We start from the raw sequence: 23,414 nt of genomic DNA on the forward strand, positions 1-23,414 counted from the left end.
AATGCTGCGCTGGCCCTCAAAGCCATCGAGAGCGAACTTGCGCGACGCAGCCTCCGTGTCACCATGCAATGCTTGACCTGTCGCGCCTTGGGCCAGATCGAAGCGGAGACAATGTGCAAGTCGACTGGCAGCGGCTGCGGCAAATCGGAAGGGTTATGGTCATGACGCGCCGCCCAGACCCTTACGCCTATCCGCCGCGCGGCATGTGCCACGACGAAGCCGCGCGTTATGTCGGCTTCAGCCCGACCAAGTTTGACGAATTGGTGGCGCGCGACCTGATGCCCAAGCCCAAGCGGGTCGACGGCCGGCTATCATGGGACCGCATCGCCCTCGATGCCGCCTATTCCGAACTGCCCGAGGATGGCCGCAACGCGATTGACGCCTTGTCGGAACGCGGTCGGGCGGCTTAAGGTCGCTGGATGGACAAATACCCCGGCGTCAGCTCCTACCGCGATCGGCACGGCCGTGAACGCTGGCGCTATCGCCGCAAGGGCAAGACCGTGCCGATGCCCGGCGCACCTGGCACCCCGGCTTTCGAGGCCGCCTATCAGGCTGCCATCACCGGCCAGCCGCGGCCCAAGGCCGAGATCCTGCCGCATCCCAACGCCGCCCTGCCCCGCACCATGGGCGCCGCCTGGCGCCGCGTGCTCCAATCGCCAGAATGGTCGAGCCTCGATCCGGCCACCAAGACCAACAACATCCGCCTGGCCGAGGAATTTCTGGCGGCGCGCGTGGTGCCGAACCACCCTACCATCTGGCGCGACATCCCGATTCGCGATCTCAAACGCCGCCACCTGAAAGACATCCTCGCCGCGCGTGCCGAGACACCGCACAAGGCCAAGCATCTGCTGACCACCATCCGCAAGATGATCCTCGCCGCGCTGGATGAGGAATGGATTGAGAGCGATCCGTCCTACAAGCTGAAATGGCGGCCGGCCTATAAGGGCTGGAAGGCCTGGCCGATCGAGGCGCTGCGGCAGTATGAGGCCTACTGGGCGCCAAACACCAACGCGCGTCTGGCCTATGCCCTGGCGCTCTGGCTGGGCAACCGGCGCAGCGACGTGGTGAATGTGCGCTGGGCCGACCGCACCGAGGCCCGGCCCGTGCTGCTCAATGGCCAGATCCGCATGGTCGACGGTTTCGAGATCACCCAGGAAAAGACCGGCAAGCGCATATTCGTGCCGATCCCGCCCATGCTCGCCACCATCCTGGCCGCCACCCCGCGCGCCGGCGACTACGTGCTGCAGACCCGCTATGGCCGGCCCTACTCGGCCAACTCGATGACCAACAACATGGCCGACTGGACCCGCGAAGCCGGACTGCCGCCAGGATACACCCTGCACGGCCTCCGCAAGACGCTGGGCAAGATGCTGGCCGAGGGCGGCGCCAGCACCCGGCAGATCATGGAAGTGCTGGGGCACGACGATATCGCCGAGGCCGAGCTGTACAGCCGCGAGGCCGAGCAGGCCATCCTGGCGACAGAGGGTATGGACAAAGTCATCCGCTTGCATAAGCTGCGTAACGGTTAGCCACCCGATTTGGACGCTATGGGGAACTTGTGGCTAACCTCTCTCCCCTAACCGCTTGAAATCCCTTCAACCATATAATCCCGGCGGGCTCACCACTTTCCGGCCGCTAAGAACATTCCTTCCCCGCCGGCCAGCATTATATGCTGGCTCAAAACGGAGGAAACGCCGTGATCCGGCAGGCTGTCGACAGCAGGTTACGCATCGACCCTGATCTGCGCTTTATCCGGCCCGAGCTGACCGGAGTGCTGGCGCTATGGAACGAAAAACGCGACGGGCGCGCCCTGCCCGACCGCGCCGATTTCTCGCCCTTCGTGCTGAAGCCCTATCTGCCGCGCGTCATCATCTATGAAGCCGTCGAGGCAAGGCCACAACGCCGGTTCCGCTTCCGCCTCTATGGGACGATGATCAGCCATTACACCGGCCGCGACATGACCGGGCGGTTCCTTGACGATGTGATGCCGCCCGAGACCTATGAGGATTTCCGCGCCACGCTCGAGCGCCTGCTGACCGAACAGCGTCCGCTGCGGATCAACGGATCGCTGAGCTATCTCGACCGCCAGTTCATCCAGTTTGAATCGATCTGCCTGCCGCTCACCGTGGGCGACCGCATCGAACAGGTCCTCAACATCACCTATTACGCAGACGAGGCCACGCCATGACCGATGACAAAGCCCGCGCCGCCGCCGATGCCCAGCTGACCCGCGCGCTGCGCCGCTGGGAGGGTGAAGGCGGCGCCGTCGAGGACCATCATCTCGCGGTATCGGAAAGCAATATCCTGAAATGCCTGGGTGCCGCCGTGGTGATGAGCTGGAACGACTTGCCGCAGGCGATCCAGCGGTCGCTGTTCCTGCATGCGCTGGAGGTCAACGACTCTTACGACCCGGAAATGCTGAAGACGCAGATCGGCCGCTTCCTGCATCTGCACAAGGATGACGCGGCTTATTCGATCTAGGTCTAGGCCGACTGCGTTTTGAAGTCGGCCGGGCTGGTGATCTCCAGCAGTTCCATGTCCCTGGAATAGGCCGTCAGCTCGTGGCGGATTTCCGGCGGCTGCAGCACACAGTCGCCGGCCTTGAGCGTGAACGTGCCCTCGCCTTCGTAGTCGAAAGTCACCCAGCCCTTCAGCACATAGACGAGCTGGAAATCCAGCATGTGATAATGCCGGCCGGCGCCGGTCTTGGCCACGGTGGCTGCGCGGATCACCTCGGCGTTGAAGCGGCCATGGGTCGCGTCCTTGATGCCGAGATCGCGATAGGCGAAGAAGGCGCGCAGGCCGTCACGCTTGAACTTGGCGCCCTTGGCGCGGCTGAGCTGGAATGACTGCGGCTTGGGCTTTTTGGCCATGCGTTTCTCCCTATCGGGAAACGCTATCACCAATGATGGACGATGCGGAAGAGCAGATGCGCCAAGCCGTAAGCCACGGCGGCGAAACAGGCGGCGATCCCGAAGACCTTCAGATGCCGCAGCAGCATGCTTATGCCCCTGCCCCCGATAGCGGCTCCACATCACCGAGCGCCTGCCCGGCATGGAAGTCCGCAGCGAAAGCCTCGAGCTTGCCCTCCCCAATGGCGGCGCGCATGCCGATCATCAGGTCCTGGTAATAGGTCAGGTTATGCGCCGTCATCAGCATCGAGCCGAGAATCTCGTCCGACCGCACCAGATGATGCAGATAGGCGCGGCTGTAGCTGCGACAGGCCGGGCAGCGGCAATGGTCGTCCAGCGGCCGTGGGTCCTCGGCGTGCCGGGCATTGCGGATGTTCAGCGTGCCGCGCCGCGTGAAAGCCTGGCCGTTGCGGCCCGAGCGCGTCGGCATCACGCAGTCGAACATGTCGATGCCGCGCTGCACGGCCCCCACAAGATCGGACGGCTTGCCCACGCCCATCAGGTAGCGTGGACGATCCTGAGGCAGATGCGGCACGGTGACATCGAGCGTGCCGAACATCTCGGCCTGCGTCTCGCCCACCGCCAGGCCGCCGACGGCATAGCCGTCGAAGCCGGTCTTGATCAGCCCCTTGGCCGACTGCTCGCGGAGCGATGCATTGGTGCCGCCCTGAACGATGCCGAACAGGCCGTAGCCGTCGCGCAGCTTGAAGGCGGTCTTGCAGCGCTCGGCCCAACGAAGGCTGAGCTGCATCGCGTCCGCCACGCGCTTGTCGTCGGCCGGCAGCTTGACGCATTCGTCGAGCTGCATGGTGATGGTGGCGTCGAGCAGATGCTGGATCTCAACGGAACGTTCGGGCGTCAACTCGTAGCGCGCGCCATCGATATGCGACTGGAAGGCGACGCCGGCTTCCGTGACCTTGTTCAACTGCGACAGCGACATCACCTGGAAGCCGCCGGAATCGGTCAGGATCGGGCCGGGCCAGTTCATGAATTTATGCAGGCCGCCCATCTTGGCGACGCGCTCGGCGGTCGGCCGCAGCATCAGGTGATAGGTGTTGCCCAGGATGATCTGCGCGCCGGTCTCGATCACGGCCTCCGGCGTCATCGCCTTCACCGTCGCCGCCGTGCCCACCGGCATGAAGGTCGGCGTGTCGATCGCGCCATGGGCGGTCTCGAGCCGGGCCTTGCGGGCGGCGCCGTCGCGGGCGGATACGGTGAAACGGAGGGTCATTGGTGGGCTGCGGCCTGTCTGAACAGCAGGCTTGTATCGCCGTAGGAGTAGAAACGGAAGCCCTTCTCGACCGCATGGGCGTAGATCGCCCGCTGCAGCCCCCGCCCGACAAAGGCGGCCACCAGCATCAACAGGGTGGATTTGGGCAGGTGGAAGTTGGTGATCAGGCCGTCGGCGACCTGAAACGGGAAGCCGGGTGTGATGAAGATATCGGTCTCGCCGGCGACGGGCTTCAGCCCGCCGTCCCTGGCCGCGCTTTCCAGCAACCGCAGCGAGGTCGTGCCGATGGCGATGACCCGCCCGCCGCGCGCCCGGGTCTGTTCGATGGCTGCGACCGTCTCGGCGGTCACCTCACCCCATTCGGCATGCATTTTGTGGTCTTCCACGCGGTCAACCTTGACCGGCAGGAAGGTGCCGGCGCCGACATGCAGCGTGACGCGGGCAAACTGCAACCCGGCAGCCTTGAGGCTGTCGATCAGTGCCGGGGTGAAATGCAACCCCGCCGTCGGTGCAGCAATCGCGCCGGTCTTCTCGGCAAACACGGTCTGATAATCGGTCTTGTCCCGCGCATCGGCCTTGCGCTGGGCCACGATATAGGGCGGCAGCGGCATGGCACCGGACTCATTCAGCGCCAGCAGCAGCGCCGTATCGTCGCGGTCGAAGCGCAGGATGAGCTGGTCGTCGCGGCGCTCGATCATCTCGGCCGTGATGCCGCCATCGAACAGCGCGCGGTCGCCCTCCTTCAGGCGCTTGGCCGGCCGCGCCATCACGCTCCAGCAGCGGTCGCCCAGCGACTTCAGCAGCAGGGCTTCGAGGCGGACCTCGGGATCGCGCTCGCGCCGACCATAGAGCCGGGCGGGAATCACCTTGGTGTCGTTGAATACCAGCAGATCGCCGGCGCGCAGCAGCCGGGGCAGATCGGCCACCGTATGCGCCGCCGGATCGATTTCTCCATCCCCATTCTCATTCAGGGGCACATGCAGCAGGCGCGCCGCTTCACGCGGCACGACGGGCCGCTCGGCGATCAGGCCCGCCGGCAGGTCGAAATCGAAATCAGAGACCAGCATCCGTTCACGCCCCCTCTACGGAGGGCCGCGATCAGGCGTCGTCGCCGGCGAGACGCAGCGAGATGATCTTGTCCGGATCGGTCACGCTGCCATTCTTGGCCTGGCTGCCGCGCTTGATGGCGTCGACATGCTCCATGCCCTCGGTCACCTCGCCCCAGACGGTGTACTGGCCGTCGAGGAAGCGGGCATCGGCGAAGCAGATGAAGAACTGGCTGTCGGCGCTGTTCGGGTTCTGGGCGCGCGCCATCGAGCAGGTGCCGCGCACATGCGGCTCCTTGGAGAATTCCGCCTTCAGGTTCTGGCCCGAACCGCCGGTGCCGTCGCCGCGCGGGTCGCCGGTCTGGGCCATGAAGCCCTCGATGACGCGGTGGAACTTCAGGCCATCGTAGAAATGCTGGCCAGCCAGTTCCTTGATGCGCGCGACATGGTTCGGCGCGAGGTCGGGGCGCAGCTTGATGGTGACGCGACCATCTTTCAGTTCGAGATAGAGGGTATTGTCCAGGTCGTCGCTCATGAGAGGAAATCCTTCTTACTTAACGTCAGCTGCCACGCGCAGCTTGATGATCTTGTCGGGGCCGTCCACGGCGCCCGAGCCGGGCGCGCCCTTCTTGATGCGGTCGACCAGCTCCATGCCGCTCACCACCCGGCCCCAGACGGTATACTGGTTGTTCAGGTGCGGCGCATCGTCGAGGCAGATGAAGAACTGGCTGTCGGCGCTGTTGGGATTGTTGGTGCGGGCCATCGAGACCGTGCCCCGGCGATGCTGCTCGGCGCTGAACTCGGCATTCAGCTTCTGGCCCGAGCCGCCGGCGCCGGTGCCGGTCGGATCGCCGGTCTGCGCCATGAAGCCGCGGATGACGCGATGGAACACCACGCCATCATAGAAATTCTTGCGCACCAGTTCCTTGATGCGCTTCACATGGTTCGGCGCCAGGTCGGGGCGCATCACGATCACCACGCGGCCGAATTCCAGGTCCATGAACAGCGTGTTCTCGGGATCGCTGGACTGCGCCTGAACCGCGGCTGGCGCCAGTAGAGCGGCCAGGCCGAGACCGAGGAAACTGCGACGGATCATTCTTCACCCTTTTCCTTGCGGGCGGCGATGCTGACACGCATGCGCTCGGCCACGCGCGGCGAGACGAACGGATTGATGTCGCCGCCCAGCATGGCGATTTCCTTGACCAGGCGGGAGGCGATGAACTGGTGGTTGTCGGATGCCATCAGGAATACGGTCTCGATCTCGGAGTTCAGGCGGGCATTCATGCCCACCATCTGGAACTCGTATTCAAAGTCCGACACCGCGCGCAGGCCACGGATGATCATGACCGCGCCCAGGTCCATGGCGAAATGCATCAGCAGGTTGGAGAAGGGCTTCACCTCGAACTCGGTGGCGCCGGGCATCAGCGGACCGATCTCCTCGCGCACCATCTCGACGCGCTCTTCCAGCGAGAACAGCGGACCCTTGCCGACATTGACGGCGACGCCGACCACCAGCTTGTCGACCAGCTTGGCCGCGCGCTTGATGATGTCGTAATGCCCCTTGGTAACCGGATCGAAAGTGCCCGGGTACAATCCGATCCGCTGCCTGGTCATTACGCCTCCCCAGATTTACGCCGGATCGCTCTCCACATCACCGGCATCGTCGGCGGAGCCTTCATCCTGCCCCGCTTCATTGGGGCCACTTTCCGGCAAATGCGCGACCGACGCAACCTTCTCGCCGTCACCCAGCTTGAAGATGATGACGCCCTGGGTGCTGCGGCCGGCGATGCGGATATCGTCGACCGGGCAGCGGATAACCTGGCCGCCATCGGTGACCAGCATGAGCTGGTCGTCATGCTCGACCGGGAAGGCCGCCGTGACGTTGCCGTTCTTCGCGGTCGTCTCGATATTGATGATGCCCGAACCGCCGCGGCTGGTGATGCGGTATTCATAGGCCGAGCTGCGTTTGCCGTAGCCCTTTTCCGTAGCGGTAAGGATGAACTGCTCGGCGGCCTGCAGCTCGGTGATGCGCTGCATCGGCAGGTCGGACGCCAACTCGACGCCGGTTTCGCCCTCGCGGATGCGGCGCTGAGCCGTGGCATACTTGAGGTAGGCCTCGCGCTCTTCCGGTGCGGTCTCGATATGGCGCAGCACCGACATCGAGATGACATGATCCCCGTCGGCCAGCTTCATGCCGCGCACGCCGGTGGAGGCGCGGCTCTGGAAGGTGCGGACATCGGCCACCGGGAAGCGCACGCACTTGCCGGCGTAAGACGCCAGCAGAATGTCGTCCTGCTCGGTGCAGGGCAGAACGCCGACCAGACGGTCGTCGGCATCCTCGCCCTCGAACTTCATGGCGATCTTGCCGTTGGCGTTGATCGAGACGAAGTCGCTGAGATCGTTGCGGCGGACATAGCCCTTGGCGGTGGCGAACATGACATGCAGCTCGCCCCACTTGGCCTCATCCTCGGGCAGCGGCAGCACCTGGGTAATCTTCTCGCCTTCCGCCAGTGGCAGCAGGTTGACGAAGGCCTTGCCGCGCGACTGCGGCGTGCCTTCCGGCAGGCGATAGACCTTCATCTTGTAGACGCGACCGATATTGGAGAAGAACAGCACCGGCGTATGCGTGCTGGCGACCAGCACGCGGGTGACAAAGTCCTCGTCCTTGGTGCTCATGCCGGTGCGGCCCTTGCCGCCGCGCTTCTGCAGGCGATAGGTCGACAGCGGCGTGCGCTTGACGTAACCGCCGAAGCTGACCGTCAGCACCATGTCCTCGCGCTGGATCAGGTCCTCGTCGTCCTGCTCGAACTCCATCTCGGCGATCTGGGTCCGACGCGGCACGGCGAAGCGCTCGCGCATCGAGACCAGTTCGGCGCGCAGGATGCCCATCAGCTTGTCGCGGCTGCCCAGGATCGAGAGATATTCGTTGATCTCCTCGGCCAGAGTCTTCATCTCGTCGCCGATCTCGTCGCGGCCCAGCGCAGTCAGGCGCTGCAGGCGCAGGTCGAGGATGGCGCGGGCCTGGGTCTCCGACAGCTTGTACTTGCCGTCGATCACCTTGTGGCTCAGGTCATCGATCAGCCCGATCATGTCGGCCACGTCATGGGCCGGCCACTCGCGGGTCATCAGCTGGTCGCGGGCGGTCTGCGGGTCGGGTGCGGCGCGGATGGTCTTGATCACCTCGTCGATATTGGCCACAGCGATGGCCAGACCGACCAAGACATGGGCGCGGTCGCGCGCCTTGCCCAGCAGGAAGCGGGTGCGGCGCAGGATCACTTCCTCGCGGAAGTTCACGAAGGCGCCAATCAGTTGCTTGATGTTCAGCAGTTCGGGCTTGCCGGCGTTCAGCGCCAGCATGTTGACGCCGAAACTGCTCTGCAGCGGCGTGAAGCGGTAGAGCTGGTTCAGCACCACGTCGGCCATGGCGTCGCGCTTGATCTCGACCACCACGCGCACGCCGTCGCGGTCGGACTCATCGCGCAGATCGGAAATGCCCTCGATCTTCTTGGCGCGCACCAACTCGGCCATCTTTTCGATCATCGAGGCCTTGTTCACCTGATACGGGATCTCGGTGATGATGATGGCTTCGCGATCCTTGCGGATTTCCTCGAAATGCACCTTGCCGCGCACGATCACCGAGCCGCGGCCCGTCCACATGGCCGACTTGGCGCCGGCGCGTCCCAGGATGATGCCGCCGGTGGGGAAGTCGGGCGCCGGCAGGATTTCGAGCAGTTGCTCCAGCGTCACCTCGGTGTTGTCGACATAGGCGCAGCAGGCATCGATCACCTCGCCCATGTTATGGGGCGGGATGTTGGTGGCCATGCCGACGGCGATGCCATTGGCGCCGTTGACGAGCAGGTTGGGATACTGGGCGGGCAGCACCGTGGGTTCACGGGTGCTGTCGTCGTAGTTGGCCTGGAAATCGATGGTGTCCTTGTCGATATCCGTCAGCAGCGCTTCCGCCGCCTTTTCCAAGCGGATTTCGGTGTAACGCATCGCTGCGGCCTTATCGCCGTCCATCGAGCCGAAATTGCCCTGGCCATCCAGCAGCAGCTGGCTCATCGAGAAGGGCTGCGCCATGCGCACCATGGCGTCGTAGATCGACTGGTCGCCATGCGGGTGATACTTACCCATCACGTCGCCGACGACGCGGGCAGACTTGCGATAGGGCTTGTCGGACAGATAACCGTTCTCGTGCATCGAGTAGAGAATGCGGCGATGCACGGGTTTCAGACCGTCGCGCGCATCGGGCAGCGCACGCGACACGATCACGCTCATGGCGTAACCCAGGTAGGAACGCTGCATCTCCTCTTCGATGGAGATCGGCTGAATGTCCTGCGGAGACTTGGTCTGATCGGTCACGTAAGGGGCATCCGGAACTAGGGTTTTAAAGGGCGTTTTTTGAGCGGAATCGCATGCCCGAAACGGACCGGAATCGGCCCTGGAATCAGGTCGGGAAAACTACCATGTCGGGGGTCGTCGCAGCAACGTTCCGGGGGGTGTTTTACCCCCTGAAATCAGGGGTCAAAAAGACCGGTTTTCAGCCAGTTCCACTGGTCTTCGCCACAGGCTGCCAGCATGGGGCTTCCGCCTGGCGGATCGGACGCCCGATAGAGCGCGCCGTTGAGCCTGCGGACGACTCCGCCGGCCTCAGAAACCAGCAGCGTACCTGGGGCGTGATCCCAGGGGATTCCGCGGCCGTACAGCGCGTAATGGATCTGCCCCAGTGCGATGGCGGGATATTCCTGGCCCGAACAGCGCATGTTCAGCACGCCGGCGGTGCGATCGATCCGGCGCGCCAGACGCACACCCAATTCACGATCGCTGATGCCGTAATTCGCCACGCCAGAGATATGCGCCAGCGATGGCGGATCGGCCGTGCGCAGGCGCTGCAGGCTGCCGCCATTCTCTGCTGAGGTGGGTTCGCGCAGCCAGGCCCCGGCGCCCTTTTCGGCCATAAACAGGCGGCCGCTGGGCGGATCGAGAATCCAGCTCGCAATTGCATCGCCGTCTTTGACCAGCGCAACCATGCAGGCAAAGAAGGCGCAGCCGACGGCAAAGCTGGCCGTGCCGTCAATAGGGTCGATCAGCCAGCTCAGGCCGGGCTCGCGCAGCAGGTCTGCCAGCGCCGGGTTGCGGCCGACCGCTTCCTCGCCCACCGTGCGCGAACCGGGCACCAGAGCCTCCAAACGTGGCGTAAGGAACGCTTCCGCCTCTTCGTCGGCGATGGTGACCAGGTCGCGATGGCCGTTTTTCTCGGTGACATCCTCTGCCCGCAGGCGGCGGAACCGCGGCATGATGATGTCGCGTCCGGCCTGCAGCAGCAGGTCACCCACAGCCTGCATGTCGATGGCGGTCATGAAAACGGCTCAGGCGTCGAAGATGCCGACCTTCAGCCAGTTCCACTGATCCTCGCCACAGGCCACCACCAGGGGGCTTATGAAGGGCTTGTCGGCCGCGCGATAAAGGCTGCCATCGAGCCGTTTGGCGATGCCGCCGGCCTCGGTGATCAGCAGGCAGCCGGCCGTGTGATCCCAAGGCATGGCGCGGTTGTAGACCGCGTAATGGAAGTGGCCGTCCAGCATGGCGAGATATTCCTGGCCGGCGCAGCGCAGGATCATCACGCCAGCGGTCTTGTCCATGCGATGGGCGATGCGGGCGGCGAAGTCGCGGTCGCCATAGCGCAGGTTGGGCGCGCCCGAGATATGGGCCAGCGACGGCGGCTTTGGCATCTGCACCTTGCGCAGGGTGCCGTCTGCCTCCCGAATCACGGTGCCCTTGCCCTTCTGCGCCATGGCGCAGATGTTGCGGATCGGATCGTAGATCCAGGCGGCGACCGCATCGCCATCCTTCACCAGCGCCACCATCACAGCGAAAATCGCGCTGCCGACGGCGAAATTGGCGGTGCCGTCGATCGGATCGATCAGCCAGGCATACCCGGGGCGCCGCAGAGCATCCATGATGCCCTCGTCAGCACTGCTGGCCTCCTCGCCCACCACGGTGGAGCCGGGCACCAGCGCCTGCAGGCGCGGCGTGAGAAACTCTTCCGAGGCCTTGTCGGCCACGGTGACCACGTCATGCGGACCAGCCTTCTGGTCGATCTGTTTGGCCTCCAGCTTGCGGAAGTGCGGCAGGATGGTGGTGCGCGCCGCCTCTTCCATCAGCAGCCGCACGGCATCCATGTCGATCTGAACCGAACCGGTCATTACACAGCCTTCCCTTCCTGACGCTTGAGCCACTTGCCCGCCTCGGCCTGGCTGAAGGCGACCGACAGCTTCAGATGGCCGTCGGTTTCCTGCATCTCCAGCACCTCGCCGTGGCGGTGCAGCCAGGCGATGGCCGCGCCGTCGCCGGCATCCAGCGTGACATCCATTTCCACGCGGTCGTGATCCAGTCTCGCATCGATGCGTTGCAGCAACGTGTCGATGCCGTAGCCATCGAGTGCCGAGATCAGCACCACGTCGTCCTGGCGGTCGGCCTGGTTCTGCAGCACCTCGCGCTCGGGCGCCGGCAGCAGGTCGGCCTTGTTCCAGGCATCGAGCCGCGCATGGCTGCTGCTGTCGCCGATGCCCAGCGACGCAAGTACGTCCTGCACATCGGCGGCCTGGGCTTCGGTGTCTGGGTGCGACAGGTCGCGCACATGCAGGATCAGGTTGGCCGAGATCACCTCTTCCAGCGTGGCGCGGAAAGCGGCCACGAGATGCGTCGGCAGTTCGGAGATGAAACCGACCGTGTCGCTCAGGATGATGTTGCGGCCCGACGGCAGGCGCACGGTGCGCATGGTGGGATCAAGCGTGGCGAACAGCAGGTCTTTCGCGAAGACATCGGCATTGGTCAGCCGGTTGAACAGCGTCGACTTGCCGGCATTGGTGTAGCCGACCAACGCCACCACCGGATAAGGCACCTTCTGGCGCGCCCGACGATGCAGCGAGCGCGTGTTCACCACCTGCGCCAGTTCTTCCTTGATGCGGATGATGCGGTCGCCGATCAGGCGACGGTCGATTTCGAGCTGGCTTTCGCCGGGGCCGCCGAGGAAGCCGAAGCCGCCACGCTGGCGTTCCAAGTGGGTCCAGGACCGCACCAGGCGCGAGCGCTGGTAATTCAGATGCGCCAGTTCGACCTGCAGGCGGCCTTCCTTGGTGCGGGCGCGGGCACCGAAGATTTCTAGGATGAGGCCGGTGCGGTCGATCACCTTGGCCTTCAGCGCCTTTTCCAGATTGCGCTGCTGCACCGGGGTGACGGCGGCATCGACGATCACCACATCGACCGGATTCTCGTCGATCCAGGCGGCGAGCTCGTCGGCCTTGCCAGGCCCGATCAGGGTCCCAGGGCGCCAGTTGGACAGCGGGATGGCGTCGCCGCGCACCACATCCAGGTTGATCGCTGCGGCGAGGCCCACGGCCTCTTCCAGGCGCGCCTCGGGGCGGCGGCGCTGTGCGGTCGCCACCGCCTTGGCATTGGCGGCCTTCAGAAATGGATGAAGAACGAGCGCGCGCCGGGCGCGCTCGTCTTCCGAATAATCGTATTCAGACATGAGCCAAACTTACACGATGCGTAACGCCCAATGCACTGGGGATGAGGCATCGCTCCAGAGAGAACAAACCCTCTGGCTCAGCCCTGTTCCCCCGCACCGGCGGCAGCGCCACCCTGGGCGGCCGGGTCAAAGAGCTGGATCGGGCCGGACGGCATGACCGTCGAAATGGCATGCTTGTAGACCAGCTGCATGTGGCCATCGCGGCGCAGCAGCACCGAGAAGTTATCGAACCAGCTGATGATGCCCTGCAGCTTCACGCCGTTGACCAGGAAGACGGTCACCGGGGTCTTGGTCTTGCGGATGTGGTTGAGGAAAACGTCCTGGACGTTCTGAGGCTTGTCGGCGGCCATTGTTATGGACCTTTCTTTTCTTATGTTGTTGTATTTATTTTATTTTTTCCCAGGCCCGGCCTGTACGCACCGGATGGGTCCTGCGGAGGCGGCGGCCGCTGCCCCACGCTCCACGATTAAACCATTAATTTTGGAAAGTGGCAAAACAATGGCGTGCAGTGCGGCATCCCGTCACGCCATGCGCACGGTCTCGTGTACGGACCATTCAGGATCACTGCATCCAGCGCAATATTAGGGCGCGATAAAGGGCGCGTCCCAGTCCGCCTTGCCGCTGCCATGGGCTTCCGCATGCGCCTCATAGAGGCTGCGCAGCTTCGCGGCCACCACGCCCGGACCGCCATTGCCGACCGGCTTGCCGTCGATGGTGACGATCGGCATCACGTAAGACGTGGTGGATGACACGAAGGCTTCCTTGGCGCCCTGCGCCTCGGCGACCGTGAAGGCGCGTTCCTCGAACTTGAGGCCCTCGCGCTTCGCCAGCTCGATCACCGCGTTGCGGGTGATGCCGCCCAGGATGTCGTTGCCCAGCCTGCGCGTCACCAGCACGTTGTCCTTGGTGACGATCCAGGCATTGGACGAACTGCCCTCGGTGATGAAGCCGTCACGATCGACCAGCAGGGCCTCATAGGCACCGGCTTCCTTCGCGGCCTGCTTGGCCAGCGCCGCCGGCAGCAGGCCGACGGTCTTGATGTCGCAACGGCCCCAGCGGATGTCGGGCCGCGTGATGGCGGCGACGCCCTTGGCCGCCTTGTCATTGGCAGCAGCCATGTTGGCGTGACGACCGATGACGATCAGGCTGGGCGGCGTGTCGACGGGGAAGGAGAATTCGCGGCGCGCCGTACCGCGGGTGACCTGCAGGTAGACGCTGCCTTCGGTCACGCGGTTGCGCCGCACGGTTTCGTTCAGCACCACCATCAGCGAACCGCGCGCCATCGGGCGGTCGATCTGCAATTCGTCGAGGCTGCGGTCGAGGCGGTCGAGATGGCCGGCCAGATCCACCAGCCGGCCGTTGATCACCGCGATCACTTCATAGACGCCGTCGGCGAACTGGAAGCCGCGATCCTCGACATGCACGGCGGCCTGGCCATAGGGAACATACTGGCCGTTGACATAGACGACACGCGACATGGATCTTCGCCTTTCAGAAGATTAGTTTCCCGGAATCAGTTTCCTGGGCGGTCGAGGTTGACCACGCCGAGCGCTTTGAGCTTACGATGCAGCGCCGAGCGCTCCATGCCGATGAAACTGGCGGTGCGCGAGACATTGCCGCCAAAACGGGTGATCTGCGCCAGCAGGTATTCGCGCTCGAACATCTCGCGCGCCTCGCGCAGCGGCAGCGCCATCACTTCCGTGGTGGTCTCGGGCCGCAGCGCCACCGGCGGCGTCGCGCCCAGATCGGCCGGCAGCATGTCGGCATGGATCATGCCCTTCTGCTCGGCCGGCTGCATGATCAGCAGCCGCGCGATGGCATTGCGCAGCTCGCGGACATTTCCAGGCCATTCGGCGGATTGCAGGGCGAGCAGCGCATCCTCAGCCAGATCGCGCGCCGGCACGCCCTGGCGCTGCGCCTCGGCGGTGGCGAAATGCTTCACCAGCAGCGGGATATCCTCGCGGCGGTCGCGCAGCGCCGGCACCTTCAAAGGCACGACATTCAGGCGATGGAACAGGTCCTGACGGAACTGCCCCTGCCCCACCCGCACGGTGAGGTCATGGGCGGTGCCCGAAATGATGCGCACATCGACCTGCACACGCGTGCGGCCACCGACGCGCTCGAAGCTCTGCTCGGTCAGCACGCGGAGCAGCTTGGCCTGCGACTCCGCCGACATCTCGGCCACTTCATCCAGGAACAGCGTGCCGCCATGAGCGCTTTCCAGCACGCCGATCTTGTGCTGACGCTGGCCGTTCACGGATTCCTCGATACCGAACAGGTCCTGTTCCAGACGGTCCGGCGTCACGGTGGCGATATTGAACACCACGAAGGCACCGCCGGCGCGGCGCGAGCGCTGGTGAATCTGGCGCGCGATCATTTCTTTGCCGGCGCCGGGCGGGCCCGAGATCAGCACGCGGCTGTTGGTCGGCGCGACGCGCTCGATGGCCTGACGCAGGGCGGTGATGGCGGCCGAGGTGCCGACCAGATCGACGGCAGTGCCCGAGCGCTGGCGCAGGTCTTCGTTCTCGCGCTTCAGCCGCGCCTGTTCCAGCGCGCGCTCGACCAGCAGCAGCAGGCGGTCACTCTTGAACGGCTTCTCGATATAGTCATAGGCGCCGCGCTTGATGGCCGAGACCGCGGTCTCGATATTGCCATGGCCGGAAATCATGATCACCGGCACGCTGCTGTGGTCGCGGATGATGCGATCGAGGATTTCCAGGCCATCGAGCTTGCTGCCCTGCAGCCAGATATCCAGGATTACCGCATTGGGGCGGCGGGCTTCCATCTCGCGCAACGCGCCATCGGAATCGCCGGCCATGCGAATCTCATAGCCTTCATCCTGCAGGATGCCGCCCACCAGATTGCGGATATCCGCTTCGTCATCAACAATCAGAATGTCACGCGCCATGGCGATCCGAACCTAACAACCTGCGCAATGTCTCTTGGCTTTTCTGGGCTTCCTGGCTTTGCAGCCGTGCGTCGCCGACGGCATGCTCCGCTCCGGCCTGATCGCCCGGAATGATTCCCGGCAGCCGGATGCGCGCCAAGCTACCATTTTTCGCGGCGGGATCAAGCAGGTGGGCATCACTCAAGCTGATGATGCCGCCATGCTCCTCGATGATCTTCTTGACGATGGCGAGGCCGAGCCCTGTGCCCTTGGTGCGCGTCGTCACATAGGGCTCGAACAGGCGGTCGCGATTCTCCAGCGGCAGGCCTCGGCCATTGTCCAGCACCGTGATGTCGGCAGCGCCATCGTTGACGCGCAGGCCGACCGAAACACGGCCCGGCGGCAGCGTCACACCGGCCGGCCGCTCGCGGCCATCGATGGCATCGATGGCATTCTGCAGGATGTTGGTGAAGACCTGCGCCAACTGGCGAGCATCGCAATTGAGTCGCACCGGCACGGTCGGCAGGTCGGTCTCGAAACGGATCTCGGGGCGCGCCACCTGCTGCAGGAACACGCCCTGGCGCACGAGCTGGCCCAGGTCTTCCTCGCGGTAGACCGGACGCGGCATGCGGGCGAAGGTGGAGAATTCATCCACCATGCGGCCGATATCGCCCACCTGCCGGATGATCGTATCCGTGCACTCGGCGAAAATCTGCGGATCGGTCTGCACTTCCTTCATGTATTTGCGCTTGAGCCGCTCGGCCGAGAGCTGGATCGGCGTCAGCGGGTTCTTGATCTCGTGGGCGATGCGCCGCGCGATATCGGCCCAGGCGGCATTGCGCTGCGCCGCCACCAGCTCACTGACGTCGTCGAAGGTGACGACATAGCCCAGCAGTTCGTTGCCGGTGACCTCGCGCGCGATACGTACCAGCAGCGTGCGCGTGGCATCGGGCCGCTGCAGCACCACCTGCCCGCGCTGCACCGCTTCGGCCGGGCGCTCGTTCAGTTCCCCGAACAGCTCGGCCATTTCCGGCACCACCTGGGTGAACGGACGGCCGACGATATCATCGAAGGTGATCTGCAGCATCGCCAGCGCCGACGGATTGGGCAGCGTCACCTGCCCCTGCGGATCGACGCCGATCACGCCGGCCGACACGCCGGCCAGCACGGTTTCGGTGAACCGGCGGCGCTCATCCAACTGGCGGTTTGCGGCAATGAGTTCCGCCTGCTGGGCGGCGAGCTGGCCTGTCATGCGGTTGAAGGTGCGGCCCAGCGTGGCGATCTCGTCGTCATCGGCGCGTTCGGTAACACGCGCGGTCAGGTCGCCAGCGCGGATCCGCTCGGCCGCCGAGACCACCTCGCCGATCGGCATGACCAACCGGTTGGCGACCAGCAGGCCGAACCAGATCGCCGCCAGCAGCAGCAGCAGCGACACCAGGATGAACAGGATGGCGAAATTGATCTCCAGCGCCGAGCGCGCCTGTTCCAGCCGCGTATACTGCGTCGCCGCGGAGCGCGTGCGCTCCAGCTCGGCCAGCACCTTGGCATCCAGATAACGACCGACGAAGAGATAGGCGTCGAGATAGCCATCAAGCCGCACCAGCGCGCGCACGCGGTCGTCAGTCTCGGCGGTGATGATCACCACCTGGCCGGCATTGGCATCCTCGATGGCGCGCGGCGGCACGCGGTCGAATTCCATCAGCAGGCTGAGTTCATTGCGGGCGAGGATTTCGCCCGTGGACGTAAAGACGATCGCCTCGCCCAGACCGCGCAGGCGCGAGAGCTGTCGCACCGCCTGCTGGAAGGCATAGGGATTGCGGGTCAGGCTCGGCGCCGAGCGGTTGAGATCGACGGCCATGGCCAGCACGTCGGCGCGGATGGTCTTGCGGTGCTCCTGGATATAGGCCTCGGCCACGGCAACCGAGGCTTTCACTGCGGTATTCACGCGGTCGCTGAACCAGGTCTGCAGGCCGAGATTGAAGAACAGCACGGCGAACAGCGTCATCATCACGGTGGGCAGTGCCGTGACGGCGGCGAACATCATCACCATGCGGGCATGCAGCCGCGAGCCGGCGGCACCGCGCCGACGCTGCATCCACAGCACCACCAGGCGGCGGGCAACCAGACTGGTCAGGCTGAGCAGCACGACCAGGTCGGTCAGCAGCAGGAACTGCACCTCGCGCGAGGTCAGCTCGCGGTTGGCGCCGGGCGTCATGGCCAGATAGGTGAGCGTGCCGGCGACCAGGGCGGCGACCGCCAGGCCGATTTCCAGATGCCGGATCAGGTTATGGCGGCGGAACCAGTCCTGCGCGCGACGCCACAGCCGCACGCCGGGAGCGCCAGTCTCCATCGGAATGCTTTCGTCGCTCATGATGCGTGAATCGGTGCTGTGCCCGCCATCGGCGGATCATAGCCCAGCCGAGGCCGTCCAGCACCCCTTGGCCGGGTCCCTGCGGCCCCGGATTCGGGGCTAATTCAGGCCGAGGCCTACTTCAGACCCCGGATGACCTGGATGTTATGGTCGCGAATCTTCTTACGCAGCGTGTTGCGGTTCAGGCCCAGCATATGGGCCGCCTTGATCTGGTTGCCCCGGGTGGCCGCCAGGCTGAGCGAGATCAGGGGGATTTCCAGCTCGCGCAGCATGCGGTCATACAGGCCCGGCGGCGGCAGGTCGTCGCCCTGAGCAGAGAAATACTTGGTCAGATGGCGCTCGATGGCCCCGGTCAGGGTCTCCTCGTCGCTCGGCTCGGCGCTGCGTGCTGCCTGCGGCGGCTCGGCCAGCTCGTTGTCGATTACTTCGATGCCGATGACGTCCTCGGCATAGAGCGCCGCCAGGCGGCGGACCAGATTTTCCAGCTCGCGCACGTTGCCGGGCCAGCGATAGCGGCGCAGGCGGTCCATCGCCTCGCTCGACACTGTCTTCAGCGGCAGGCCCTGGGTAGCCGACTGGTTGAGGAAGTGGCGCACCAGGTCGGAGATATCATCACTACGCTCGCGCAGCGGCGGCAGGCGCAGCGGCACGACGTTGAGGCGGTAATAAAGGTCTTCGCGGAACAGGCCCTGGTTCACGGCCTGCCGCAGATCGCGGTTGGTGGCAGCAACGATGCGCACATCGGTGCGGATCGGCGTGCGGCCGCCGACGGTGGTGTATTCGCCCTGCTGCAGCACGCGCAGCAGACGCGTCTGCGCCTCGATCGGCATGTCGCCGATCTCGTCGAGGAACAGCGTGCCGCCCTCGGCCTGCTCGAAGCGGCCGGCGTAACGATTGGCGGCGCCGGTGAAGGCGCCCTTCTCGTGGCCGAAGAGTTCGCTCTCGATCAGCTCGCGCGGAATGGCGGCCATGTTCAGCGCCACGAAGGGCCCGTTGCGGCGCTTGCCGTAATCATGCAGCGCGCGCGCCACCAGCTCCTTGCCGGTGCCGCTCTCGCCATAGATCAGCACCGTGAGGTCGGTGCCCATCAGGCGCGCCATCACGCGATAGATTTCCTGCATGGCCGGCGAACGGCCGATCAGCGGCAGCTTCTCTTCGTCAGCCGCCTGCTCCTCAGCTTCCGACGGCATCGCCTTGGGCTGGCTCATGGCGCGTTCGACGACGCGCAGCAGCTCCTTCAGGTCGAAGGGCTTGGGCAGATAGTCATAGGCGCCGCGCTCGGCGGCCTTTACGGCGGTGAGCAGCGTCTTCTGCGCGCTCATCACGATGATCGGGATTTCAGGACGGATACGCTTGATGCGCGGCAGCAGGTCGAGGCCGTTCTCGTCGGGCATCACCACATCGGTGATGATCAGTTCGCCCTCGCCTTCGGAAGCCCAGCGCCACAGGGTGGCGGCATTGCCGGTGGAGCGCACCTGGTAGCCGACCCGGCCAAGCGCCTGATCCAGCACCGTGCGGATCGAGCGGTCGTCGTCGGCGACGAGAATGGTGCCCTTATTACTCATTCATACTCTCCGGATTCTTCCGCCGCCGTATTGTGGACGGGCAGACGCGCACTGAAAACTGTACGGCGGGGGCGGCTGTCGCACTCGATGACGCCGCCATGGTCGCCAATGATCTTGGCAACTAATGCAAGACCGAGGCCAGAACCGCTGACCTTGGTTGTCACGAAGGGATCGAACAGATGGGGACGAATATCCTCGGGCACGCCGGGGCCATTGTCCTGAATCGTCACTTCCAGCGGCAGATGCAACCGCTCGCGCGAACCGCGCACCGCGAGTCGCACGCCATGGCGGTAAGCCGTGGTCAGGATGATTTCGCCGCCGGGATCGTCGCCGACAGCTTCTGCCGCATTCTTCACCAGATTCAGGAAGACCTGGACCAACTGGTCCCGGCTGCCATTCACCGGCGGCAGCGATGGATCGTAACGCTCGATGAACCGTAGATGCTTGCCGAAGCCGGCCTGCGCCACTTTGCGCACATGCTCCAGCACCTGGTGAATGTTGACTGGGCCGCGCTCGATGCGCTTATCGGAAAACACTTCCATGCTATCGACCAGCGCGCAGATGCGATCAGTCTCGTCGCAGATCAGGCGCGTCAGTTCGCGGTCGGCCGGACTGCAGTTGGCTTCCAGCAGCTGCGCCGCACCACGAATGCCGCTGAGCGGATTCTTCACTTCATGCGCAAGCACGGCGGCCATGCCGGTGACGGAACGCGCCGCGCCCCGATGGGTCAACGCACGGTCGATCTTGGCTGCCATGGTGCGTTCGTCGAAGCGCACGATGACATGGTCCTCGGCCTCGGGCACTGGTGAAATCTGCACATCGACAAGCCGCTCGCCCAGACGCGGCGTACCCAGATCGACGTCGTATTCCGACACGCTGTAGCGTTCGCGGAAGACCTGCGCAAACAGCTGCAGCACCGGGCTGCCGAAGGGCACGAGATCGCGGAGATTCTGACGGCACAGCACGGCCGCGCCACTATCGAAGAACTGCTCGGCAGCCGGATTCACATAAGCGATATCGCCCTGGCGGCCGACGACAAGAATGGGATTGGGAATGGCGCCCAGAACCTGGGCCGGATCGATATCGTTGATTTCGACCGACTGCATCAGGCAGCCATCCGGTCCAGCTGCGGCGCGTAGAAATCGCGGATCGTCTGACGCACCTGTTCGGGTTCGTCGATCTGCATGATGCGGGTGCGGAACTCGGCCGAGCCCGGCAGGCCCTTCGAATACCAGGCCACATGCTTGCGGCCGATCTTCAGGCCGGTCTGCACGCCGTAATGCTCCAGCATCGCATCGTAATGTTCCAGCACGGTGGCTTCCTGCTCATTCAGCGCCGGATCGGGCAGGCGCGTGCCGGTCTTGAGGAATTCGATCACCTGGCGCAGGAACCACGGACGGCCATAAGCGCCGCGGCCGATCATCACACCATCGGCACCCGACTGCTCGAGCGCATCCTTGGCTTCATCCAGCGTGGTGATATCGCCGTTGACGATCACCGGCAGCTTCACGGCGTCTTTCACCTTGCGCACGAAGCTCCAGTCGGCTCGGCCGTTATAGAGCTGGCAGCGCGTGCGGCCATGGACGGTGAGCATCTGGATGCCCTCGCCTTCGGCAATGCGGGCCAGCTCCGGCGCGTTGCGGTTGGCGTCATCCCAGCCGGTGCGCATCTTGAGGGTGACGGGCAATTTCACGGCCTTCACGGTGGCGGTCAGCAGCGTCTTGGCATGATCCAGGTCGCGCATCAGCGCGGAGCCGGCATGGCCGTTCACGACCTTCTTCACCGGGCAACCCATGTTGATGTCGATCAGGGCAGCGCCGCCGTCTTCGTTCAGCTTGGCGGCCTCGGCCATCACATGGCCTTCGCAGCCGGCCAGTTGCACCGACATCGGAAACTCTTCGGGCAGGTTCTGCGCCATCTTCAGCGACTGGCGCGAGGCGCGCACCATGGCCTCGGAGGCAATCATCTCAGACACGACCAAGCCTGCGCCGCTTCGCTTGACGAGGCGACGGAACGGCAGGTCCGTGACACCCGACATGGGGGCCAGGATGACCGGATCTGCGATGGAGACGGGACCGACGTTTATGCTCATTTTTTACACAATTCCCTGGGGTGCCCAGTTGTTGATCACGATAATGGCTTTTTTACTGCGCCGCAACATCCTTCCGTCGCCTGATCATACGTGGCTATCAGGGGCCTTTGCCTGATCCGATCCGGTCAGGTAGGTTGGCCGCCATGGAAAACGCCGCGCTGATCGTCGCGGCCGGTCGCGGCAGCCGCGCCGGCGGAGAAAAACCCAAACAATACCAGATGCTTGGCGGAAAATCCCTGCTGCGGCACAGCATCGAGGTTTTCCTGAGCCACGCGGCAATAGCACGGGTGGCGGTCGTGATCCACCCCGATGATTCCGAGGCCTATGGCGAGGCCATCCGCGGACTGGAAACCGAGCGCCGCCTTGCCCCGCCCTGCCTCGGCGGTGCCGCCAGACAGGACAGCGTGCGCCTGGGGCTCGAGGCTTTGGCCATTTCCCAGCCGGCCACCGTCCTGATCCATGACGCTGCCCGCCCATTTATTAGGCATAAAAGCATCTCCGCCCTGCTGGAGATGCTTAAACAAGCGCCGGGCGCCATTCTGGCCATCCCGGTGGTCGATACCCTGAAGCGCGACGACCAGGGCAAGGCGCGCAGCGGCGTCGAGCGCCAGGGCCTGTGGCGGGCCCAGACCCCGCAAGCCTTCCGCTTTCCCGATATCCTGTCCGCCCACCGCCAGGCCACCGGCCTGGCGCTGACCGACGATGCCGCCGTGGCCGAACAGGCCGGCCTCGCTGTGCAGCTGGTGGCCGGCACCGAGGAGAATTTCAAAGTGACAGAGCCCGAGGATTTCGCCCGCGCCGAACGGCAGCTGATGATGCAGCGTGCCGACATCCGCACCGGCCAGGGCTTCGACGTGCATGCCTTCAGCGACGAGCCCGGCCGCAAGCTGACCATCGGCGGCATGGTGATCCCGCATGACCGCGGCCTCGCCGGCCATTCCGATGCCGATGTGGCGCTGCATGCGCTGACCGACGCGATCCTCGGTGCGCTGGGCGATGGCGATATCGGCCAGCACTTCCCGCCCTCTGACGCGCGCTGGAAGAATGCCGACTCTGCCGCCTTCCTCAAGCACGCCGTCGATCTGGTGACCAAGCGTGACGGGATCATCGGCCATTGCGACATCACCATCATCTGCGAGGCACCGAAGATCGGGCCGCATCGCGAGGCGATGCGCGCGCGCATCGCCGCCATCATGGGCATCGCGCTGGATCGTGTGAGCGTGAAGGCGACGACGACCGAGAAGCTCGGCTTCACCGGCCGGCGCGAAGGCATCGCGGCGCAGGCCGTGGCCACCATCCGTCTGCCGGCCTAGACGCGATGCTGTATTTCCTGCCCTTCATGATTTCCACTTTCTTCGGCGTCGGCAAGCTGCGCCCTGCCGCCGGCACCTGGGGCTCGGCTGCCGCACTGCCCTTTGCCTGGGGCTTGCAGATGCTGGGCGGGCCATGGCTGGTGATCGCCGCCGCCATCGCTGTCGCCATCGTCGCGCTCTGGGCGATCAGGCTGTTCCTGGTGCGCTGGCCCGGCGACGATCCGGGCGAGATCGTGATCGACGAGGTCGCCGGCCAGTGGCTGACGCTCGCCTTCGTGCCGACCGAACTGTGGCATTACATTGTTGGCTTCCTGGTCTTCCGCTTTTTCGACGTTACCAAGATCTGGCCCGCCTCCTGGGCCGATCGCACACTCGGCGGTGCGCCGGGCGTGCTGGTCGACGATCTCTTCGCCGGTATCTACGGCATGCTGGTCATGCTCGTGATCTGCCACTTCTGGTGATC

General features: G+C 64.8%; 23 protein-coding genes. 6 read left to right on the forward strand and 17 right to left on the reverse strand.

Features of this window, described 5'->3' with window-relative positions; all coding sequences use genetic code 11:
• Nucleotides 1-161: 161 nt before the first annotated feature.
• From AC1RRT_RS00625 to AC1RRT_RS00640, 4 genes are all read left to right on the forward strand, one after another.
• Nucleotides 162-410, forward strand: a complete 249-nt coding sequence (locus AC1RRT_RS00625) for a hypothetical protein (RefSeq protein ID WP_493011710.1) — start codon at nucleotides 162-164, stop codon at nucleotides 408-410.
• A 9-nt stretch (nucleotides 411-419) separates the two neighbouring features.
• Nucleotides 420-1,529 (forward strand): tyrosine-type recombinase/integrase, encoded by a 1,110-nt coding sequence (locus AC1RRT_RS00630; protein ID WP_493011711.1) that lies wholly within the window; start codon nucleotides 420-422, stop codon nucleotides 1,527-1,529.
• Between the two features lie 167 nt (nucleotides 1,530-1,696).
• Nucleotides 1,697-2,188: a PAS domain-containing protein gene (locus AC1RRT_RS00635; protein ID WP_493011712.1), complete on the forward strand. Its 492-nt coding sequence runs from the start codon at nucleotides 1,697-1,699 to the stop codon at nucleotides 2,186-2,188.
• Complete coding sequence (locus AC1RRT_RS00640) at nucleotides 2,185-2,481, forward strand: hypothetical protein (protein WP_493011713.1); 297 nt, start codon at nucleotides 2,185-2,187, stop codon at nucleotides 2,479-2,481. Before AC1RRT_RS00635 ends, AC1RRT_RS00640 begins: the two co-directional genes overlap by 4 nt.
• Before the next feature lie 2 nt (nucleotides 2,482-2,483).
• Here the strand turns inward: AC1RRT_RS00640 and AC1RRT_RS00645 are convergent, their stop codons facing one another.
• From AC1RRT_RS00645 to dusB, 17 genes are all read right to left on the reverse strand, one after another.
• Nucleotides 2,484-2,873, reverse strand: coding sequence for a cupin domain-containing protein (locus AC1RRT_RS00645; protein ID WP_493011714.1), 390 nt, complete (start codon nucleotides 2,871-2,873; stop codon nucleotides 2,484-2,486).
• 130 nt (nucleotides 2,874-3,003) lie between these two features.
• Nucleotides 3,004-4,143, reverse strand: coding sequence for a tRNA guanosine(34) transglycosylase Tgt (gene tgt, locus AC1RRT_RS00650; RefSeq protein WP_493011715.1), 1,140 nt, complete (start codon nucleotides 4,141-4,143; stop codon nucleotides 3,004-3,006).
• Nucleotides 4,140-5,210 (reverse strand): tRNA preQ1(34) S-adenosylmethionine ribosyltransferase-isomerase QueA, encoded by a 1,071-nt coding sequence (gene queA / locus AC1RRT_RS00655; protein ID WP_493011716.1) that lies wholly within the window; start codon nucleotides 5,208-5,210, stop codon nucleotides 4,140-4,142. The genes tgt and queA overlap by 4 nt, the downstream gene beginning before the upstream one ends.
• Nucleotides 5,211-5,241: 31 nt before the next feature.
• On the reverse strand, nucleotides 5,242-5,724 hold the full coding sequence (locus tag AC1RRT_RS00660) for a peptidylprolyl isomerase (RefSeq protein WP_493011717.1): 483 nt from the start codon (nucleotides 5,722-5,724) through the stop codon (nucleotides 5,242-5,244).
• A gap of 15 nt (nucleotides 5,725-5,739) precedes the next feature.
• Nucleotides 5,740-6,285, reverse strand: coding sequence for a peptidylprolyl isomerase (locus tag AC1RRT_RS00665; protein ID WP_493011718.1), 546 nt, complete (start codon nucleotides 6,283-6,285; stop codon nucleotides 5,740-5,742).
• Complete coding sequence (gene coaD, locus AC1RRT_RS00670) at nucleotides 6,282-6,803, reverse strand: pantetheine-phosphate adenylyltransferase (RefSeq protein WP_493011719.1); 522 nt, start codon at nucleotides 6,801-6,803, stop codon at nucleotides 6,282-6,284. The genes AC1RRT_RS00665 and coaD overlap by 4 nt, the downstream gene beginning before the upstream one ends.
• A 15-nt stretch (nucleotides 6,804-6,818) precedes the next feature.
• Nucleotides 6,819-9,551 carry a DNA gyrase subunit A gene (gene gyrA / locus AC1RRT_RS00675; protein ID WP_493011720.1) on the reverse strand — a complete coding sequence of 911 codons (2,733 nt, stop codon included), beginning with the start codon at nucleotides 9,549-9,551 and terminating at the stop codon, nucleotides 6,819-6,821.
• Between the two features lie 155 nt (nucleotides 9,552-9,706).
• A complete protein-coding gene (locus tag AC1RRT_RS00680; RefSeq protein WP_493011721.1) occupies nucleotides 9,707-10,549 on the reverse strand; it encodes an inositol monophosphatase family protein in 843 nt (280 codons plus the stop codon).
• Between the two features lie 9 nt (nucleotides 10,550-10,558).
• Nucleotides 10,559-11,395 carry an inositol monophosphatase family protein gene (locus AC1RRT_RS00685; RefSeq protein ID WP_493011722.1) on the reverse strand — a complete coding sequence of 279 codons (837 nt, stop codon included), beginning with the start codon at nucleotides 11,393-11,395 and terminating at the stop codon, nucleotides 10,559-10,561.
• On the reverse strand, nucleotides 11,395-12,723 hold the full coding sequence (gene hflX, locus AC1RRT_RS00690) for a GTPase HflX (RefSeq protein ID WP_493011723.1): 1,329 nt from the start codon (nucleotides 12,721-12,723) through the stop codon (nucleotides 11,395-11,397). Before hflX ends, AC1RRT_RS00685 begins: the two co-directional genes overlap by 1 nt.
• A 77-nt stretch (nucleotides 12,724-12,800) precedes the next feature.
• Complete coding sequence (gene hfq, locus AC1RRT_RS00695; RefSeq protein ID WP_493011724.1) at nucleotides 12,801-13,073, reverse strand: RNA chaperone Hfq; 273 nt, start codon at nucleotides 13,071-13,073, stop codon at nucleotides 12,801-12,803.
• Nucleotides 13,074-13,304: 231 nt separating this feature from the next.
• Entirely contained in the window at nucleotides 13,305-14,201 is an 897-nt protein-coding gene (locus AC1RRT_RS00700; RefSeq protein WP_493011725.1) for a D-amino-acid transaminase, read from the reverse strand.
• 35 nt (nucleotides 14,202-14,236) lie between these two features.
• Nucleotides 14,237-15,631 (reverse strand): nitrogen assimilation response regulator NtrX, encoded by a 1,395-nt coding sequence (gene ntrX, locus AC1RRT_RS00705; RefSeq protein WP_493011726.1) that lies wholly within the window; start codon nucleotides 15,629-15,631, stop codon nucleotides 14,237-14,239.
• Nucleotides 15,621-17,981 carry a sensor histidine kinase NtrY-like gene (locus AC1RRT_RS00710; RefSeq protein ID WP_493011727.1) on the reverse strand — a complete coding sequence of 787 codons (2,361 nt, stop codon included), beginning with the start codon at nucleotides 17,979-17,981 and terminating at the stop codon, nucleotides 15,621-15,623. The genes ntrX and AC1RRT_RS00710 overlap by 11 nt, the downstream gene beginning before the upstream one ends.
• Nucleotides 17,982-18,097: 116 nt before the next feature.
• Nucleotides 18,098-19,546 (reverse strand): nitrogen regulation protein NR(I), encoded by a 1,449-nt coding sequence (gene ntrC, locus AC1RRT_RS00715; protein ID WP_493011728.1) that lies wholly within the window; start codon nucleotides 19,544-19,546, stop codon nucleotides 18,098-18,100.
• Nucleotides 19,543-20,652 (reverse strand): two-component system sensor histidine kinase NtrB, encoded by a 1,110-nt coding sequence (locus tag AC1RRT_RS00720; protein ID WP_493011729.1) that lies wholly within the window; start codon nucleotides 20,650-20,652, stop codon nucleotides 19,543-19,545. Before AC1RRT_RS00720 ends, ntrC begins: the two co-directional genes overlap by 4 nt.
• A complete protein-coding gene (gene dusB, locus AC1RRT_RS00725) occupies nucleotides 20,652-21,638 on the reverse strand; it encodes a tRNA dihydrouridine synthase DusB (protein ID WP_493011730.1) in 987 nt (328 codons plus the stop codon). Before dusB ends, AC1RRT_RS00720 begins: the two co-directional genes overlap by 1 nt.
• A 143-nt stretch (nucleotides 21,639-21,781) precedes the next feature.
• On the opposite strand from dusB, the gene AC1RRT_RS00730 reads away from it, so the two are divergent.
• On the forward strand, nucleotides 21,782-22,951 hold the full coding sequence (locus AC1RRT_RS00730) for a bifunctional 2-C-methyl-D-erythritol 4-phosphate cytidylyltransferase/2-C-methyl-D-erythritol 2,4-cyclodiphosphate synthase (protein WP_493011731.1): 1,170 nt from the start codon (nucleotides 21,782-21,784) through the stop codon (nucleotides 22,949-22,951).
• 5 nt (nucleotides 22,952-22,956) lie between these two features.
• Nucleotides 22,957-23,412, forward strand: a complete 456-nt coding sequence (locus tag AC1RRT_RS00735) for a phosphatidylglycerophosphatase A family protein (RefSeq protein WP_493011732.1) — start codon at nucleotides 22,957-22,959, stop codon at nucleotides 23,410-23,412.
• Nucleotides 23,413-23,414 lie beyond the last annotated feature (2 nt).

The organism is Ferrovibrio sp. GW821-FHT12B10, assembly GCF_058807515.1.

Excerpts from the sequence above, each read along its gene's own strand:
- AC1RRT_RS00625 (WP_493011710.1), top strand. The coding sequence starts at position 162 with ATGACGCGCCGCCCAGACCCTTACGCCTATCCGCCGCGCGGCATGTGC.
- AC1RRT_RS00630 (WP_493011711.1), top strand. The coding sequence starts at position 420 with ATGGACAAATACCCCGGCGTCAGCTCCTACCGCGATCGGCACGGCCGT.
- AC1RRT_RS00640 (WP_493011713.1), top strand. The coding sequence starts at position 2,185 with ATGACCGATGACAAAGCCCGCGCCGCCGCCGATGCCCAGCTGACCCGC.
- AC1RRT_RS00645 (WP_493011714.1), bottom strand. The coding sequence starts at position 2,873 with ATGGCCAAAAAGCCCAAGCCGCAGTCATTCCAGCTCAGCCGCGCCAAG.
- tgt (WP_493011715.1), bottom strand. The coding sequence starts at position 4,143 with ATGACCCTCCGTTTCACCGTATCCGCCCGCGACGGCGCCGCCCGCAAG.
- queA (WP_493011716.1), bottom strand. The coding sequence starts at position 5,210 with ATGCTGGTCTCTGATTTCGATTTCGACCTGCCGGCGGGCCTGATCGCC.
- AC1RRT_RS00660 (WP_493011717.1), bottom strand. The coding sequence starts at position 5,724 with ATGAGCGACGACCTGGACAATACCCTCTATCTCGAACTGAAAGATGGT.
- AC1RRT_RS00665 (WP_493011718.1), bottom strand. The coding sequence starts at position 6,285 with ATGATCCGTCGCAGTTTCCTCGGTCTCGGCCTGGCCGCTCTACTGGCG.
- coaD (WP_493011719.1), bottom strand. The coding sequence starts at position 6,803 with ATGACCAGGCAGCGGATCGGATTGTACCCGGGCACTTTCGATCCGGTT.
- AC1RRT_RS00680 (WP_493011721.1), bottom strand. The coding sequence starts at position 10,549 with ATGACCGCCATCGACATGCAGGCTGTGGGTGACCTGCTGCTGCAGGCC.
- AC1RRT_RS00685 (WP_493011722.1), bottom strand. The coding sequence starts at position 11,395 with ATGACCGGTTCGGTTCAGATCGACATGGATGCCGTGCGGCTGCTGATG.
- hflX (WP_493011723.1), bottom strand. The coding sequence starts at position 12,723 with ATGTCTGAATACGATTATTCGGAAGACGAGCGCGCCCGGCGCGCGCTC.
- hfq (WP_493011724.1), bottom strand. The coding sequence starts at position 13,073 with ATGGCCGCCGACAAGCCTCAGAACGTCCAGGACGTTTTCCTCAACCAC.
- AC1RRT_RS00700 (WP_493011725.1), bottom strand. The coding sequence starts at position 14,201 with ATGTCGCGTGTCGTCTATGTCAACGGCCAGTATGTTCCCTATGGCCAG.
- ntrX (WP_493011726.1), bottom strand. The coding sequence starts at position 15,631 with ATGGCGCGTGACATTCTGATTGTTGATGACGAAGCGGATATCCGCAAT.
- AC1RRT_RS00710 (WP_493011727.1), bottom strand. The coding sequence starts at position 17,981 with ATGAGCGACGAAAGCATTCCGATGGAGACTGGCGCTCCCGGCGTGCGG.
- ntrC (WP_493011728.1), bottom strand. The coding sequence starts at position 19,546 with ATGAGTAATAAGGGCACCATTCTCGTCGCCGACGACGACCGCTCGATC.
- AC1RRT_RS00720 (WP_493011729.1), bottom strand. The coding sequence starts at position 20,652 with ATGCAGTCGGTCGAAATCAACGATATCGATCCGGCCCAGGTTCTGGGC.
- dusB (WP_493011730.1), bottom strand. The coding sequence starts at position 21,638 with ATGAGCATAAACGTCGGTCCCGTCTCCATCGCAGATCCGGTCATCCTG.
- AC1RRT_RS00730 (WP_493011731.1), top strand. The coding sequence starts at position 21,782 with ATGGAAAACGCCGCGCTGATCGTCGCGGCCGGTCGCGGCAGCCGCGCC.
- AC1RRT_RS00735 (WP_493011732.1), top strand. The coding sequence starts at position 22,957 with ATGCTGTATTTCCTGCCCTTCATGATTTCCACTTTCTTCGGCGTCGGC.